Raw genomic sequence first — 15,340 nt, 5'->3', positions numbered from 1 at the left:
ATTCAACGAAATTCAAAAATGAAAAAAATATTTTTAGTTATAGCAGCAGCGATATTTCTGTCGGGAATAACAACCAGCTGCGTGGATATGCCCGAAACCAAGGGCGTAGAGGAGGTATACTCCGCTCGAGCCGAGTTTATCAAGGCTCAAGCAGCACTAAAGAGTGCTGAGGTGAAGCTGAAGGAGGCTCAGGTGGCTACCCAAAATGCTCTTACAAAACAAAAGGAGGCCGCTGTTCGTGCCCAAGAGCTGGTTAACGCAAGAGATCAGGCTTATACCGATGCCGACAAAACGTATTACAACCTTCAGCTGGCCCAGATGCAAGCTATGAGCGAGCAGAATCTTGTTCAGGCTCAAATAGCGCTTACCAATGCTCAAAAAGAGTATCAGGCGGCTCTAGCGCAGCTCGAAATTGCTAAGGTATTCATCCCCGAAATGTATCAAGATCAGCTTATGCGTATCGTTCGGAGGTTAGATAGGATTTCGAGAAACATTGTAATGAATCAGTCGAGACTGGTTGGCCTAAACTTTACCTTGAACTCCTACATTGCTAAAGACTCGGTGCAAGTTGCTACTCTTCTAAAGGGCGAGGTTACCTCTGCTCAGCGTAATCTTGCGATGGTAACCGAGGTGCTAAACCTTGCCAAAGAGGCTAGAACCGGAGATTTAGAAACCGTTAAGGCTACTGTGGCTGCAAAAATTGTAGAGCAGAACAAGGCGGCCGAAGTAGCAATGTCTACGGCTGTAGGAATTGCTCTGGAGGCTAGAAAGATGGAAGAAAAAGTGGATAGCCTAGACTTTGAAAGATATGAAAAATCCGATTATAGGGTTAATGTGGCAATTCCAGAAGCTGTAAGGGCCGATTTTGATGCCTACTTTGCAATGTCTCTTGCCGCCAATTCTTCCAATAAGCTATCGGCGGATAAGGCCACTTACAGCTACATAGGAACCCTAGGTAACCTGATAGCGCAACTTCAAGCGGTGCTTACCGAGGTGGGAAACCGTGAAAGCGCCAACCCATCGGTTCCCGAATGGACAACCTTAAAGGAAAATGTACAAGCTCAGATTGACAGCTTTACGGCGGTACGTACAAAACTCGAGAATCTGATTAAGGATTTGAGCATTGATGCAAGAGCTAAAATGAGCGAGGCTCAAACATACGCTAATCAGTATGGCCTTTACTATGGTAATGCAGAAAGGTTGGATGACCTTAAAGACATGCTCGATAACAACATTAACGATATTAACGATTATATTGCCGCTTTAGAGCAAGATACCGTTGATGCACAAGTTCGCTACAACGAAGCGGTGGTTAAGTTCGAGGCGTTTAAGAAGAACGGCATTAGCGATATGTTCCCATCTTCTCAGATAAAGGGTATTCGCGATGCTATTGCCGAGCTAACCCAGTATATTGCCGATCAGCAGGTCGAATTTACCATGCTAGAGAAGCAAAAGAATGCTCTTGTTACGGTGATAAATAATCTTGGCAAGTAGCACTTGCTCCTTAATTCAATAAGCAGAGCATACAAGCAAAAATGTTTTGAGGGTACCACCGCAGGTGGTGCCCTCTTTAATTTTACGGGGCATACAGTTGGGCTAATCGGCGGGGCACGACACCACTCTGCTATTTGCATCCTACACCCGGCCCTATGGAAGCTGCAGAATGGCTCATTGGAGGCTTGCCTACAAAAAGCATTCCCGGCTACGAGCAGGCTGCTACGCTTAGCCGCTAGCGGTACCAAAACGGCAACTTTGAGAGCTCTTTTGGGGCGCTTCTGGCAGCTTATGGCGTAAAATGTAAGCGTCAGATTGAAAGCTGTTTTTGTTTTTAATGCACGATGCTTAAACGGGAAGCTTTGCAGAACTCGATTTTGAGCAGTGTGCAGGGATGGGGCTAATGTTACGTTTTACATTTCTGCGTGTAAAAGATCCAATATGGGTGTTTGTAAACGGATTTTTGCTGTTTTTTGGTCTACACCCGCTTTTTGACGTAGGTTAAACGAACTATAATCAACTTTAGGGATTGTTAATCGTGGTAGGGTGCTTGTGTTGCGTGTAAGGTGTTGAAAAACAGTATTTGCACTTTTTGATAGCACTGTTGAATGAAGATTTAACAAAACATACCTTAAAAATATTTGTTAGTATACCTTAAAGTTCTGAAATATTGTATTATTTTGCAGCGTACAATGTGGGGAAAAGTGTGGAAATGGAATTGTGTTGTGGAATGCGCGCCAATGCTAGGCCGTAAGGGATTCCCTCCTCAAAAATTACCCTCGAAACAGCAGCCAATTAATGAGAGAAAAATGTACCGTGCAGCCTCCGCTGTGCGCTGAATTTGGAATAGGTTTAACAACAATAATTAGTTTTAACACGCTTTTGGTATGAAAAAATCTAGAATCCTAGGGTATGCCCTTACCCTTGCTGCAACCCTTATGGTTGGTAGCGCAATGGGGCAAGTTGATAATACATTTGCTTCAGGAAAATTTATTGATTTTGCTACAGAGGCAACCGATTATGTAACGGTAAATACAACTACCGCATACTATGCGACACCAGATGCTGCATATCATCCAGGTTGGAATGCAGGTACTAAAACTTGGACTATTACTGCAGGTACAACTTGGGTTTGGACAGTTCCTACACCTCCTGGTGCTGCGCCTACAATTAATATTGCACCAGCGGCTACTCCTAAAAACTATGTGGAGGTTACTTGGAATGCAGTAGGTGATCATGATCTTACAGTGTATGAGAAGTTGCCAGATTCGTTTGGTGGATCATGTTTAACGAGTACTCCAGTTGTACACACAGTTAGAGTAATTGATGCACCAACTGTAGCGTTTACTACTAATTATGCTTCAGGGCAAACTGCGTTTGTTCATTGTTCTGGAGATGCTGCTCTAACTACACCTTCTCTAGGTGTAGCGTTTACTGAAAGTTCTCCTGGTACTGATGATAGGTATGTTTTAGGGTATACAATTAAGAAGGATGAATATTCTGCAGCTGGAACATGGACTGATAATGCCGCGGGTGCAGTTACTAAAGAAGTAATATCAGCAAAGACAGGTAATATAACCCTTCCTACATTAACCCTTACTGCGGGTTCTACAAGAACAAGGTATATTGTAACTTTGACATACTTGAGTTCTACCATCACGAGAAAAGGGAAGGTAGATATCCTTGCTAATTTATCTTATAATGGTCCAACTGCTACTGATGATGACTTAAAAGCAATAGATTGGAAGGATTTTTTAACAACAGAAACAGAGAATCGTGTATTCATTGTTAATGCTAAACCTGTTACAGGACCTATTTACCACATTGGAAATAATAAGGCGAAGTAATCTTTGCTAGCAACTATTTAGAACCACAAATCAGCAACAAACCGTTACACGATTTAATGCATAAACGACTCCACATACTTTTTTTTGTTGTGGTAGCCGCACTACTTACCACGGCGGCGTATGGGCAAAACCTGCCCTACGCCTGCCAAGGTAGTGTAGAGCGCTACTGGGTAAAGGGCTTTAACGGGGAGTCGAGCTTCGAGTGGAAGATTTCGTACACAGTAGGCAAGGATACCCGATGGGTGCCTGCCGAGGCCATTAAGGCGGTAAATGCCGGTTCCGATACCGTAGAGGTTAGCTGGAACTTTGCCAACATGACCGGCGGTATATATACGTTTCATATAGTAGAAAGAACAAAGTGGGGCTGTACGGGCGAGGAGTACACCCAGGACTTGGTGGTTAACACCCCCGAGATTTTTGTCCCAATCTCGCTATTTGCCAATACTAAGGATAACCTTATTAACCTCTGTAAGGGGAGCACCTACGAGCTGGAGGTGCAGCTTAAGGATGGTAAGCGAACCATTGCAACCAACCTAAGCAAGTGGATGGACCAGAACGAGGCCTTTGCGGTAAAGCGCATTGTGTCGGCTTCGGGTACCTATGCCGTAAAAGTGGTGGACGATTTGGCAACCTGCTCGTTCGACACCGTAAAAGTTATTTCACACGACCTTCCGAAGGTTGATCTTGGCGATGATGTTACCATCTGCAAGAATCAGCCAACTACCATAGTGCCCACCGTAGATAAGGGCAACCTGTACTCTTGGTACATCAACAACGAGCTGGTATCAACCGCTACCTCCTACTATGCCGATCGGGCTCCTGTAGATTTGGTGCTGTCGGTTACCGACGGTTTTGGTTGCGTAGGCTCCGATACCGTAGCCGTAAACCTGTGCAAGATAAACAGCGTACGCATCCCAGCCGCCTTTACGCCCAACGGCGATGGCTACAACGATAAGTGGACGATACCCGAGTTCGATCCTCAGATGAACGACTACAAGTACGACGTAGAGAATCTGGAGATGGAGGTGTTCAACCGTTGGGGTACGCGCATTTGGAAGTACAACAAGGGCAAGTACGCAAGCGAAGAGATGTGGGACGGAAAGGACTCGAGCGGTAGGCCTTTACCTGTCGACTCGTACCACTACATCATCCGATTTAAGTATAACGGCGTTACGGAAACCTTAAAGGGATCGGTAACCATCATTCTGTAAGTATAAACAGCCTAGGTTAACAATGATGACAAAACGGACATATACGCTATCGGCTCTTACCGGACTTCTTCTGGCTCTTGCCCCATTGGCAACAAGGGCGCAGCAGGAGCCGTTAATTGGGCAGTATATGTTCAATCCATACCTCATAAATCCGGGCTTTGCCGGATCGGAGGGCTTCACCAACTTTACGCTTACGGCCAGCAACCAGTGGGCGGGCTACTCTAAGGCGCCCAAAACCTACATTGCCTCTTTCCAGACGAGCCGGTTGGGTAGCGTGCTCAACATCTTTAACCGAAGCCGCGGATGGAGCAGCCGTATGCGCAGCAACCGTTCGGCAGCTACGGGTATTGGCGCCATGATCTACAGCGACTGGAACGGCGACGTATCGCGTAACGGCTTTCAGGCCACCTACGCCTACCACACCCCGCTGCAGCGCGACGACAGGCTGTCGCTGGGGCTTTCGATAAGCGTTTTCCAGTTTAGGGCCAACGTTACCAACGAAGATCTGCCCAACCCCGACAACGATCCGCTACTGATGCCGGGCAAGCGGGTGTCGCAGATGTCGCCCGAGGCCAACTTTGGCGCATACTATACCAACAAGGGGTTCTTTGCCGGGGTAACGGTGAATAACCTGCTGCAGTCTGCCGTTCGCTTTGCCGTAGACGACAAGGCCTCGAAGCCCGAGGTGCTCCGCCACTACTACCTAATGGGCGGCTACAAGATGAAGGTGAACTACTACGTAGACTTCGAGCCATCGACCATGATAACCCTTACCGAGCGCGGACAGTTTAACGCCGACCTCAACCTAAAGGGCTACTACCGCCAGGACTACTGGGCGGGGCTGTCGTATCGAACTGCCGGAGCCGTTCTGGTTCTTGTAGGGGCCAAGTATCAGGAATTTAAGTTTGGCTACGCCTTTAACTTCGGATTTGGCGATGTGTCCACCTTCTCGAAGTTTGGCTCGCACGAGTTTATGGTGGGCTACTCCATTGGCGACAGCCGCAGCCGCTACCGTTGGATGAGGCGACGATAGAAATCAGGTACAAAATTTTAGACAGAAACGATATAGGCGCTGAGAACACAGAGGTTCGCAGCGTTTTTTTTTGATGGCATTTGCGTAGCATATGCTGCATAGCCGTTAGGCTGAAGGCTAAAGGATAAACGCCCAATAGCAGCACGTAATCCCCTCCGTTGGAGGGTTAAGATTGCTAATTGGAGTGAAAAATGATGATTTAAGCGAACAAACCATCCCCTGCCCCCCTCCCAAGAGGGGATTGCGTGCTTCAATTATGCGTTGATGCTGGCAGCTAATCCTTTTCGTTCGAGAATATTACTATTCGTCGCTTAGCTATGACGGGCATAGGCAATACCCTATCCGTACGATGACCACGCTGTGCTTACCTCGCGGTGTTGTACCGCTCCTTGATTAGGCTCTCGATCTCCTCGAGCTTATCCAGGGGAACGGAGTTTAGCAGCTGGGTGAGGCCCTCCACCTTTTTGGCCCTTTCGAGCGGCTTAAGCGGATGATTCTCCACCGCAGCCTGTTCGGGCGATGGCTCCCACTCAATAAGGTCGTTGGGGGTGCAGCGGAACAGCTCGCACAGGCGCTCCACCATGTTGAGGTCCATTCGGCGGGTTTTGTTCTTGATGATGCGCGCCGAAAAATCGGAGGAGAAGCCTGACGCCACCATGTAGGCGTAGGGCTTCTCTACGCCACGGATCTTTAGAAGACGGTTGATGTTAAACGTTAGCATAGCCTTTGTTTTTGGGGTTAAGCTTTGCCCTAAAGTTACAAATAGTAGGCTAAAAGTCGGCTATTGCTACGGTAAAACCGTAGCCTGCTATCCCGAAAAGGAGATTGGTTGGTAGAAGTGGCTAAATGCTTTGCAGAAGTTGAATATCGATGGGTAAAAGTTGCTTTCCGATACGATTAAATTATTTATCGCTTTGCATAAATTAGATTCTGCTTTGCAGAAATCATTTTCCGATCTGCAGAAATGGTTTTCTGATTTGCAAAAACATCTTTCCGACTGGTAAAAGTGCTTTATCGGTATGTAGAAATTAGTAGTAGGCAGGTAGAAACTGTATTCCGATAGGTAGATCGGATATTATGCCTGTATAATCCATATTTTACTTTGCAAAAGCTATAAAATACTTCGCGAAAGGTGTGCTGAACTGGGATAAAAGCGAGTAGGGGTGAGTGCTGATAGTTGGAGGTTTTCTGCTATTTGGTGTGGGTAACCTTTTTTACTTCGCCATTCAACCGCTTCGCGGTTGTCGCTACATTGCACATGCCTTCCCCGCATTGCATGTGGGGCTATTCAGGTTCAATCCTTTCAGGATTGCTCTTCGTCAGCTTGTAGTTACCCTACTATTCGTGGATAAAAGCAAGCTGTACTACTTTTTACTGCTATTTGAAGCCCTTAAGGGCTTCAGTACGATTAGCCCCGAGTGTAATTCGGGGAAATTAAGAAGGGTAGGAGGTAACCACGTGGTGGTTGAATCTTGCCTTCAATAGGTATCGAATGATGCTAGACGACTCGCACCATTCAGCATAGGGCCAAAAAGGAAAAGGGCCTTGCGGGCCCTTTATCTATATTAGTCGATGAATGTTTTAATGCGTTCGGCTTTTACCTCGTAGGGGTCGTTGCTATCGTGGAGGTAGATAAGGCCGTCCCAGGCGCGCTTGCTCTTTGCGCCGAGCCACTTGTCGAATCCGTTGCGGAAGTCGAGCTGCTCCATGTCGCAGCCGTTCTGCAACCCTTCGAGGATTCCGGTAACGATAAGCTCCTTGGCATCGGTGCTGGGGTTTTGGAACGCCTCCTCGATGTTGGCAAAAATTGCCGAAAGATCGGAGGTGTCGTCGCTACGGAACTTCTCTATGATATAGTCAACAACGGTTATGATATCGATTAGGTCTTGACGGTTTTCCTCGTACGAACCTTCGTACTCCTCGTCGATGGTGTTATCCCAGTATGCTTTTAGCTCGGGGTTAGAGTTTACAATTAGAGCAATAGCCTCGTCAACGGTTGTTTTTCCCTCTTCGTTAATGGCTTCTTGTCCGATAGAATCCACATCTTGTTCCTGCATGTCGTCGTTTTTTGTAGCTTTTAATATCGATCAAAAGTACGAAAACATTGCTGAGAATGTTAAAAGGGAAATCTTATTTTTTTGATAAAATATCATATGGGGAGTAGGGAGTAGGGAGTAGGGAGTGTCCTACTTACTATTCCCTATTCCCTATTCCCTATTTAATCATCTCGGCCACGATGGGCTTAAGCCCGCTGAAGAAGAACTCCACCGCGATCACCATCACGATAAGGCCCATCAGGCGCATCATCACGTTGTTGCCGGTTTCGCCCAGCACCTTAAGGATGCGCGACGAGCTGTACAGGATGATGTAGGTGAGCAGCATTACCACCGTAAGGGCGGCAATAAGAATGATCTTATGGGGTATGGTGTTGGCGTCCTCCATTAGCACGATGGCGTTGGTGATGGCCCCCGGGCCGCAGATCATCGGAATGGCCAGCGGGGTGATGGAGATGTCGTTGACGTATGCCTTTACCTCCGACTTCTTTACCTTGGTGTGCACCAGCCTTGCCTTAAGCATGTCGAGGCCCATAATGAAGAAGATTACGCCACCTACGATACGGAAGCTGTTTACCGAAATGCCGAAAAACTTGAAGAGCAGCTGTCCCGAAAAGGCAAATGCCAGAATGGTGATAAGCGCCGCAATGGTGGCCTTCTTGGCGGTTCGGGTACGCTCGGCATCGTCTAGGGTCGAGGTCATGGTCATAAAGATGGTCATTGTACCCAACGGGTTGATGAGGGTGAAGAATGAGGTGAAGGCCAAGAGGCCAAAGGCGAGCAGCTCGTTGTTCATAAGAGGGGGTATTGGTGATTTGTAAGCTGCAAGGTAGAAATTTATGATGGGCGAAGGTGCATCTTGGGGTAGAAGAGGGGGGGATATAACAAATTTTTGAATACCGAAGCCCTGTGGAATGGTATTTCTACTCTTTTGGGCCAGCCAAAAATAATAGAAAGAGAATAAAATTCTAAGGCTAAAATTACAAACGCCATACACGATCCAACTGAATTTTGTTGTTAGATTTTTAAAAGCGAAGCCCTTTGCATATGCACTTTTTAAGTGGAGTAGGGATGCGTTAATTTAGGCGAAAGCCCTTTGGTGTCGGCGAAAATCATTATAATTTTGACCCGTTGACTAAAAAGGTCAAATAGTAAGAAAACGGAACAGCTATGGTACTAATTACCCATTGCGGGGGAAATACGGATAAGATAAACGAGATACTCGTTGCAGCACAGCGTCGTTTCGGAATGTACGGCTTCGAAAAGACGTCGGTATCCGAAATTGCGGCCGACCTGCACATGTCAAAGGCGTCGATCTACTACTACTTTGCCGATAAGGGAAAACTTTTTGGTGCGGTGATCGAGAAGGAGCACTCGGAGTTTATCGAAAGCGTTGAGCAGGAGTGTGAGACGCTAATCGATGCTTCGGATATGCTTCGTGCTTACGTGAACATCAACATCGAATTTTTCAGAAAACTGCTCAACCTAAGCCGGGTGAAGCATTCGGACATTATGGAGAATAGGTATGCGCAGGAGCAGATGGTGGAGCTGCGCCAGAAGGAGCTGGTAATAATAGAGAAGACCCTGACAAAGGGAAACGAGCAAGGAACGTTCAACGTCGAAAACTCTTTCGAGATGGCGCACCTATTTCTCGATCTTCTAAAGGGGCTTCGAAAGATGACAATAGGACGAAAGGATGTGTTTTACCTAAACGATGAGGAGTATAACGATCTGGTGAAGCGGGTACGCGATTTCACAGAGATCTTTATCAAGGGAATTAGCATTTAGTATTCGAATCGTAAAGAGAAATAATTGGAGCCATATAACATATTGTAATCAACCATGGGAAACCCAAAAAAGAAGAGTAAGAAGGTATTTATTCCGCTTGCTGCCGTTGTGGCATTGGCTATTGGCGGGGCATACTACTACTATGCCGAGTATTCGCGCTATATAAAAACTGACGATGCGCATGTCGATTCCGATAATGTTGCTGTTAGCGCAAAGGCGCTCGGACGTATTGCCAAGCTTTACGTAGACGAGCAGGATTCGGTAAAGCAGGGACAACTGGTGGCTGAGCTCGATAGCACCGATTTAATGGCGCAGAAGGGTCAAGCCGAGGCTATGATAAGCCAGGCACAGGCCAATCAGGTGCAAGCCGAGGCTAAGCTGGCATACGATCAGGAAAATATTAAGGTGCTGGAGGTAAACCTAGCACGTGCAAGGGAAGACTACGACCGTGCAAAGCAGCAGATAGCAGGGGATGTTATAACCAAGGAACAGTTTGGACATATCAAGAAAAGCTATGAGGCAGCAACTGCTCAGCTTGCGGCAGCAAAGACGCAGCTAAGCGTGTCGCGTTCGCAGATTGCCAGCGCCAATGCCGCCATCGGAAGCGCTAACGCGCAGGTTGGAGTAATTGTTTCGCAGCTTCGAAACGCTAAACTTTACGCTCCGATGGATGGCGTAATCGCAAAACGTTGGCTGCTTGCTGGCGATGTTGCCCAACCCAGCCAATCGATATACACCATAACCAACACCAGTAAGCTATGGGTTGTGCTGTTTATCGAAGAGTCTAAGCTATCCGGTGTCCACATTGGGCAGGCTGCCGACTTTACGCTCGATACCTATCCGGGGGTAACATTTACCGGAAAGGTGTACGCAATTGGTTCGAACACTGCCGGACAGTTTTCGCTAATTCCTGCAAATAATGCCTCGGGCAACTTTACCAAGGTAACGCAGCGTGTTTCGGTCAAGGTTTCGATTGATGGTACAAGGGGCGAAGAGCCTGTTTCGAAGTATCGAATCCTCTCTGGAATGTCGGCTGTAGTTAAAATCATTAAAGACTAACCATGCGAAGGAAGATAACACCTTCACATAGGATTCGAAAGCTCATCCGTAAGCGCGATTCCTCGTTCCACCCTAAGCACGAATCGTACAAGTGGTGGTTGCTAGGAAACGTGATGATCGGGACCTTTATGGCTGTTCTTGATGCAACTATCGTAAACGTGGGGTTGCCAAAGATTATGGCTTCGTTTGGGGTTGGACTCGACAAGATAGAGTGGGTGATTACCGCCTACATGTTGGCCATGGCCGTTATGCTGCCAACAGCGGGCTGGCTGGCCGATAAGTTTGGGTATAAGCGCATCTACTTTATGGGGTTGATGCTTTTTACCGTCGGTTCGCTCCTTTGCGGAATGTCGGGCAACGAGAATATGCTCATAATTTCGCGAATTATTCAAGGATTTGGGGCTGGAGCAATTCAGCCTGTAGGTATGGCAATCGTAACACGCGAGTTTCCGCCACAGCAGCGTGGGGTGGCCCTTGGTTTTTGGGCAATATCGGCTGCCGCATCGGTGTCGTTTGGTCCCCTTATCGGAGGGTATTTGGTAGATACCTTTAGTTGGCCGCTGATTTTTGACGTGAACGTTCCTGTTGGTATCATCGGATTGCTTGCAACAATTGTAATCCAGAGGGAGTACAAGAACCCTCGCATTAAGGGTTTCGATTTTTGGGGATTTATCACGGTGAGTACGTTCCTTCCGCTGGTGCTTTATGCTCTAACCGAAGGAAATGCCGCAACCAATTCTGCTGGTTGGCATGCTCCATATATTCTCGTTTGCTTTGCCATATCGGCAATTGCTTTCGTAGGATTTATCACGGCAGAGCTAACGGTAGAGAATCCGCTTATCGATTTACGGCTTCTGACCAACCATAACTTCGGATTGGCCAATTTGGTAACCTTCATCTTTAGTGTGGGGATGTTCGGGAGCACCTTTTTGCTACCTCTATATCTCCAAAACTCTTTAGGGTATACTGCAATTCAATCGGGAGCAGTTTTTCTTCCTGTAGGGATAATTCAAGGGGTAATGTCGCCGTTGTCGGGTTTGATGGGCGATAAGCTAAATCCAAAGATTCCTATTGCCACGGGGATAATACTGCTTGCTACCTCGTTCTTCTTGAACTCGAAGCTGTCGTATTTAACCGAGCACCACTACATAATGCTCAGTCTTTACATTCGAGGCTTTGCTTTAGGAATACTTTTTACCCCTCTTAGCGCTGTATCTCTTTCGGAGATCTCGCGCGAGAAGATGGGGCAGGCATCGAGCATTTCGAATGTGCTTCGTCAGCTGGCCGGTAGCTTTGGTGTCGCCATATTGGCAACCATGCTTACCACCCGTGTAACCTACCACTCGCAGATGTACGCACAAAGCGTCGATCCACAATCGCCCGCCTACAAAACGGTGATGGCAAAGTCGGCAACTCATATACAAACCCATGCGGGGAGTTCGCCTACCATTGCTCAGACACAAGCAAAGATGCTGGTGGTGCAGCAGCTGAACAAGGAGGCATACATTCAAGGTATCGACGACGATTTCCTGATTGCAGGGGTGATAACGCTTCTGGGAGGAATTCCACTATTTTGGTTACATACCAAAAAACGATCATCAACAAAAGAAAAACCAGCTATTCATGAATAAAATAAAAATAGCCAAAGGGGGTAGCGCTCTAGCCAAAGGGGTAATCGCTGTAATCTTGCTTGCTATTACAAACTTAAGTGCCGTTGCTCAAAGTGCCGATACGCTCTCAATAGATCAGGCTATCAAGGAGGCTGTTGATACGCATCCAACGGTTTTACAGGCCACTGAGGCTCTGAAAGCAGCCGATGCGCGCATTGCGCTATCTAAATCGAACTATCTTCCCACTGTAGATGGAGTGGCAACGGTATCGCATATTGGACCTGTTCCGAGCATCGACTTCGGAGGGAAATCGTTCAAAATGGCTCCAGATAACAGCTACAATGCAGGGGTAAACGTTAATCAGCTTATTTACGATTTTGGTAAAACCAAGAATGGCATCTCTGCCGAGATGCAAAGCAAGAACTTGGCCGCAATTACCATAGAGCAGGCTAAGCAGCGTATCGCTTCGTCGGTAGTAGGAACCTATCTCTCTTTGGTTTACCTTCAAAAGTCCAAGGACATTAAGGATGAGCAGCTGCGAACGCTTCGTAGCCATCTCGATTTTGTGTCTAAGAAGAAGGCAACCGGATCGGCTACGGAGTACGAGATCCTTACAACCAAGGTGAGAATATCAAACATCGAAAGTCAACGGTCGGATATCATCACCTCGTTGGGAGTTCAGCAAGCGGTACTAAACACCTTATTAGGACGTGAGGTTGGAAGTCCAATTGCCGTTTCAAAGAGTATTCCAGCAAATCAAGCAAATGTTGCTTCCGATTCGTTAGCCCAATATGCCTTTGCTAATCGAAACGAGTTAAAGGCAGCTTCCGAGAAGGCTACAATAGAAGAGATGAAGTATAAACTTGCGAAGTTGCAGAAAAATCCATCACTTTCATTTTTTGCAAACGGTGGGGTAAAGAATGGTTACGTTCCTTATCTAAACGATCCTAAGCTGAACTATGTCGTAGGCTTATCCTTCCGCATTCCCATTTTTGATGGTAATCGTACGGCGAACAATGCTACTATTGCGCATACAGCAGTAGTTAGCAGCGGTTACGAAACCGAAGCTATTCGTCGTAGCGTATCAGTCGAGGTTGCGGAGGCAAATCTAGGTGTGGATGCCGCACGGTCGAAGATCATCCAGTTTGAAATGCAACAGCAGCAGGCTCAAAAGGCGCTTCACCTGGCAGAGGAAAGCTACAAAGCCGGAGCCATTACAAACCTCGATCTGCTTGATGCTACAACATCGCTTTCCGAGAGCCAGCTGTACCTAATAAAGGCTAGAATTGATTATTGCAATAGCTTATATAAGTTGAAGGTAGCATTGGGCGAACGTCTTTACTAGCATTTGAAAGAAGAGAGCATAGATACTTCTTATGCTATAACAACGAGAAGGAGCACCAAAAAAATGAGTGCTCCTTCTCGTCGTTAATGCACGTTGATATTTCTATGCTAAAATGTGACTTTAAATTCAACGCGCCTATTTAGGGCTCGGCCTTTGGCCGTGTAGTTGCTGCTAACCGGTTCGGTATCGCCAAACCCGCTGGTTGTAATTCGATCTGGCGAAATTCCTTTAGAGGTGATGTACCGTTTTACCGCTTCGGCTCTATCCTGCGAGAGCTTTAGGTTGTGCTCGGCATTGCCCGTGTTGTCGGTGTGGCCGTTTATCTCGAGGTTGTAGGCGCTATTGTTGCTTAGCATCCGAACAATCTCGTCGATTATGGGGTACGAGGCTGTTAGGATGGTAGACCTGCCAGTTTCGAATTGGATACCCCGGAGAGCCTTGTCGAATAGGAGCTTTTCTGCTGCCGATATCTCTGGACAGCCCTTGTTGGCGGCAGTGCCGGCTTGGTCTGGGCATTTGTCGTCGATGTCCGGAATTCCATCGCCATCTTTGTCTGGACAGCCGTTTAGCGCAACAGCTCCTGGTATGGTTGGGCATCTATCCTTAGGATCGGGGATTCCGTCGCCATCGGTGTCGGGACAGCCTTGGTACTGGGGTAGTCCTTTTATAGTTGGACATTTATCCTCGGAGTCTTGAATGCCATCGTCGTCGGTGTCGGGGCATCCTTTAAATTTGGCAATGCCTTTTACGGTTGGGCACTTATCTTCGGAATCCTGAATCCCGTCTTCGTCGCTATCGGGGCAACCTTGGAATTGAGGTAGTCCTTTTAGGGTTGGACATTTATCCTCGGCATCCTTTATGCCATCGCCATCGGTATCGGGGCAGCCCTGAAATTGGGCTAATCCTTTAACGTTAGGGCATTGGTCTTCGTAGTCCATGATACCATCGTTGTCGGAGTCGGGGCAGCCTGATAGGTTTATTACGCCGGGGACGTCAGGACAAAGATCTAGCTTGTTAATTACGCCATCGTTGTCGTTGTCCTTGTTTTTGTTGCTACCAATGCTGAAAACCATGCCAAGTGCGTGCGAGGCAAACTGCTCGTTATGGTTGTTGGCTCGGCCATCGCGCTTGTCCTGGTCGGTAAAGTGGTAGAGGAGCTGGTACTGCAATGCAACGTGCTTCGAGATGTTGAACTTAATCCCGCCTCCTACCGGAACAATGTAGTCGCGCCCATTCCATATCCTATTGCCAGAGAGGTGTGCAAAGCCAAATCCAGCCGAGATGAAGGGTGCAAGCCTGACGTTTTCGTTAAAGATGTAGCCATTGGCTAGCTTGTAGGTAAGCAGCAAGCTGGCATCGGATTTGGTGCCAAAAAAGCTGTGGGTGTTGTCTTTTTTGTAGCCATATTCGCCGTAAGAGGCAAATATGCCTAGGTCGAAAGAGCCAGTAATGTATCGGTTGATCGATATTGCTCCGATTGGGTAGAATGCCTTGTTGAATTTAAGGAATGCGTTGCCCCAATCGCCATTGTACTCTGTTTTACCACCGAATACACCTATCGACCACCTGTTCTCTGCATTCTGTGCAAAAGATGCCGAAAGGAGGCATATTAGCAACGATGATAAAAAAATCTTCCTCATAATAGTTACTTCATTAGTTGGTTAGACTCCTACTTTTTTGCTTTTCGGATTCGCCCTTTTAAGTGGTTTGCTAGTATCCACCGGATGGGGTTGTTCGTAAAGTTGCAGCTCGATTGATCTTTAGGCGTTTTATTGCCTTGATTCTAGAAACGGTTGAGGGTGCGCGTTTGTTTATATTTAGTGTGTTTTTGTGATTTTTAGGATAAAAAAGTTGCATAAGCTGCGCGTTGCAACTTTTTAGTCTGTTAAAAACGGATTA

13 protein-coding genes are annotated in these 15,340 nt (G+C 47.0%); 9 read left to right on the top strand and 4 right to left on the bottom strand.

Going from position 1 to position 15,340, the window contains the following annotated elements; translation table 11 throughout:
• The first annotated feature begins 18 nt into the window (after positions 1-18).
• The 4 genes from CLV25_RS02680 to CLV25_RS02665 all read left to right on the top strand — a co-directional run bounded on the left by CLV25_RS02680 (position 19) and on the right by CLV25_RS02665 (position 5,585).
• On the top strand, positions 19-1,494 hold the full coding sequence (locus CLV25_RS02680) for an HlyD family secretion protein (RefSeq protein WP_131838086.1): 1,476 nt from the start codon (positions 19-21) through the stop codon (positions 1,492-1,494).
• A gap of 887 nt (positions 1,495-2,381) precedes the next feature.
• Complete coding sequence (locus CLV25_RS02675) at positions 2,382-3,341, top strand: hypothetical protein (protein ID WP_131838085.1); 960 nt, start codon at positions 2,382-2,384, stop codon at positions 3,339-3,341.
• A gap of 56 nt (positions 3,342-3,397) precedes the next feature.
• A complete protein-coding gene (locus CLV25_RS02670) occupies positions 3,398-4,552 on the top strand; it encodes a T9SS type B sorting domain-containing protein (protein ID WP_131838084.1) in 1,155 nt (384 codons plus the stop codon).
• A 22-nt stretch (positions 4,553-4,574) separates the two neighbouring features.
• Positions 4,575-5,585: a PorP/SprF family type IX secretion system membrane protein gene (locus CLV25_RS02665; protein ID WP_131838083.1), complete on the top strand. Its 1,011-nt coding sequence runs from the start codon at positions 4,575-4,577 to the stop codon at positions 5,583-5,585.
• A 364-nt stretch (positions 5,586-5,949) separates the two neighbouring features.
• Here the strand turns inward: CLV25_RS02665 and CLV25_RS02660 are convergent, their stop codons facing one another.
• On the bottom strand, positions 5,950-6,306 hold the full coding sequence (locus CLV25_RS02660; RefSeq protein ID WP_131838082.1) for a helix-turn-helix domain-containing protein: 357 nt from the start codon (positions 6,304-6,306) through the stop codon (positions 5,950-5,952).
• A gap of 446 nt (positions 6,307-6,752) precedes the next feature.
• Between CLV25_RS02660 and CLV25_RS02655 the strand changes: the two genes are divergently transcribed.
• Complete coding sequence (locus CLV25_RS02655) at positions 6,753-7,070, top strand: hypothetical protein (protein ID WP_131838081.1); 318 nt, start codon at positions 6,753-6,755, stop codon at positions 7,068-7,070.
• Between the two features lie 80 nt (positions 7,071-7,150).
• On the opposite strand, the gene CLV25_RS02650 is transcribed toward CLV25_RS02655, so the two are convergent.
• Positions 7,151-7,642 (bottom strand): DUF7674 family protein, encoded by a 492-nt coding sequence (locus CLV25_RS02650; RefSeq protein WP_131838080.1) that lies wholly within the window; start codon positions 7,640-7,642, stop codon positions 7,151-7,153.
• A gap of 157 nt (positions 7,643-7,799) precedes the next feature.
• Positions 7,800-8,435 carry a MarC family protein gene (locus CLV25_RS02645; protein ID WP_131838079.1) on the bottom strand — a complete coding sequence of 212 codons (636 nt, stop codon included), beginning with the start codon at positions 8,433-8,435 and terminating at the stop codon, positions 7,800-7,802.
• A 374-nt stretch (positions 8,436-8,809) separates the two neighbouring features.
• Here CLV25_RS02645 and CLV25_RS02640 point away from each other — a divergent pair, with 374 nt between their 5' ends.
• The 4 genes from CLV25_RS02640 (at position 8,810) to CLV25_RS02625 (ending at position 13,441) form a co-directional block, all read left to right on the top strand.
• Positions 8,810-9,427 (top strand): TetR/AcrR family transcriptional regulator, encoded by a 618-nt coding sequence (locus tag CLV25_RS02640; RefSeq protein ID WP_131838078.1) that lies wholly within the window; start codon positions 8,810-8,812, stop codon positions 9,425-9,427.
• 54 nt (positions 9,428-9,481) lie between these two features.
• On the top strand, positions 9,482-10,486 hold the full coding sequence (locus CLV25_RS02635) for an HlyD family secretion protein (protein WP_131838077.1): 1,005 nt from the start codon (positions 9,482-9,484) through the stop codon (positions 10,484-10,486).
• Between the two features lie 113 nt (positions 10,487-10,599).
• On the top strand, positions 10,600-12,117 hold the full coding sequence (locus tag CLV25_RS02630) for a DHA2 family efflux MFS transporter permease subunit (protein WP_243649589.1): 1,518 nt from the start codon (positions 10,600-10,602) through the stop codon (positions 12,115-12,117).
• Positions 12,110-13,441, top strand: a complete 1,332-nt coding sequence (locus tag CLV25_RS02625; protein ID WP_131838075.1) for a TolC family protein — start codon at positions 12,110-12,112, stop codon at positions 13,439-13,441. The genes CLV25_RS02630 and CLV25_RS02625 overlap by 8 nt, the downstream gene beginning before the upstream one ends.
• A 107-nt stretch (positions 13,442-13,548) precedes the next feature.
• On the opposite strand, the gene CLV25_RS02620 is transcribed toward CLV25_RS02625, so the two are convergent.
• Entirely contained in the window at positions 13,549-15,081 is a 1,533-nt protein-coding gene (locus tag CLV25_RS02620) for an OmpA family protein (RefSeq protein ID WP_131838074.1), read from the bottom strand.
• Positions 15,082-15,340: the final 259 nt, after the last annotated feature.

Origin of the sequence: Acetobacteroides hydrogenigenes, assembly GCF_004340205.1 — a bacterium.
Classification (GTDB): domain Bacteria; phylum Bacteroidota; class Bacteroidia; order Bacteroidales; family ZOR0009; genus Acetobacteroides; species Acetobacteroides hydrogenigenes.
Note: the sequence above shows the minus strand (reverse complement) of the source record. Positions and strands in the feature narration are given on the sequence as shown.

Bases quoted from the DNA above. Each gene is read 5' to 3' on its own strand.
- CLV25_RS02680 (WP_131838086.1), top strand. From the start codon at position 19: ATGAAAAAAATATTTTTAGTTATAGCAGCAGCGATATTTCTGTCGGGA.
- CLV25_RS02675 (WP_131838085.1), top strand. From the start codon at position 2,382: ATGAAAAAATCTAGAATCCTAGGGTATGCCCTTACCCTTGCTGCAACC.
- CLV25_RS02670 (WP_131838084.1), top strand. From the start codon at position 3,398: ATGCATAAACGACTCCACATACTTTTTTTTGTTGTGGTAGCCGCACTA.
- CLV25_RS02665 (WP_131838083.1), top strand. From the start codon at position 4,575: ATGATGACAAAACGGACATATACGCTATCGGCTCTTACCGGACTTCTT.
- CLV25_RS02660 (WP_131838082.1), bottom strand. From the start codon at position 6,306: ATGCTAACGTTTAACATCAACCGTCTTCTAAAGATCCGTGGCGTAGAG.
- CLV25_RS02650 (WP_131838080.1), bottom strand. From the start codon at position 7,642: ATGCAGGAACAAGATGTGGATTCTATCGGACAAGAAGCCATTAACGAA.
- CLV25_RS02645 (WP_131838079.1), bottom strand. From the start codon at position 8,435: ATGAACAACGAGCTGCTCGCCTTTGGCCTCTTGGCCTTCACCTCATTC.
- CLV25_RS02640 (WP_131838078.1), top strand. From the start codon at position 8,810: ATGGTACTAATTACCCATTGCGGGGGAAATACGGATAAGATAAACGAG.
- CLV25_RS02635 (WP_131838077.1), top strand. From the start codon at position 9,482: ATGGGAAACCCAAAAAAGAAGAGTAAGAAGGTATTTATTCCGCTTGCT.
- CLV25_RS02630 (WP_243649589.1), top strand. From the start codon at position 10,600: ATGATCGGGACCTTTATGGCTGTTCTTGATGCAACTATCGTAAACGTG.
- CLV25_RS02625 (WP_131838075.1), top strand. From the start codon at position 12,110: ATGAATAAAATAAAAATAGCCAAAGGGGGTAGCGCTCTAGCCAAAGGG.
- CLV25_RS02620 (WP_131838074.1), bottom strand. From the start codon at position 15,081: ATGAGGAAGATTTTTTTATCATCGTTGCTAATATGCCTCCTTTCGGCA.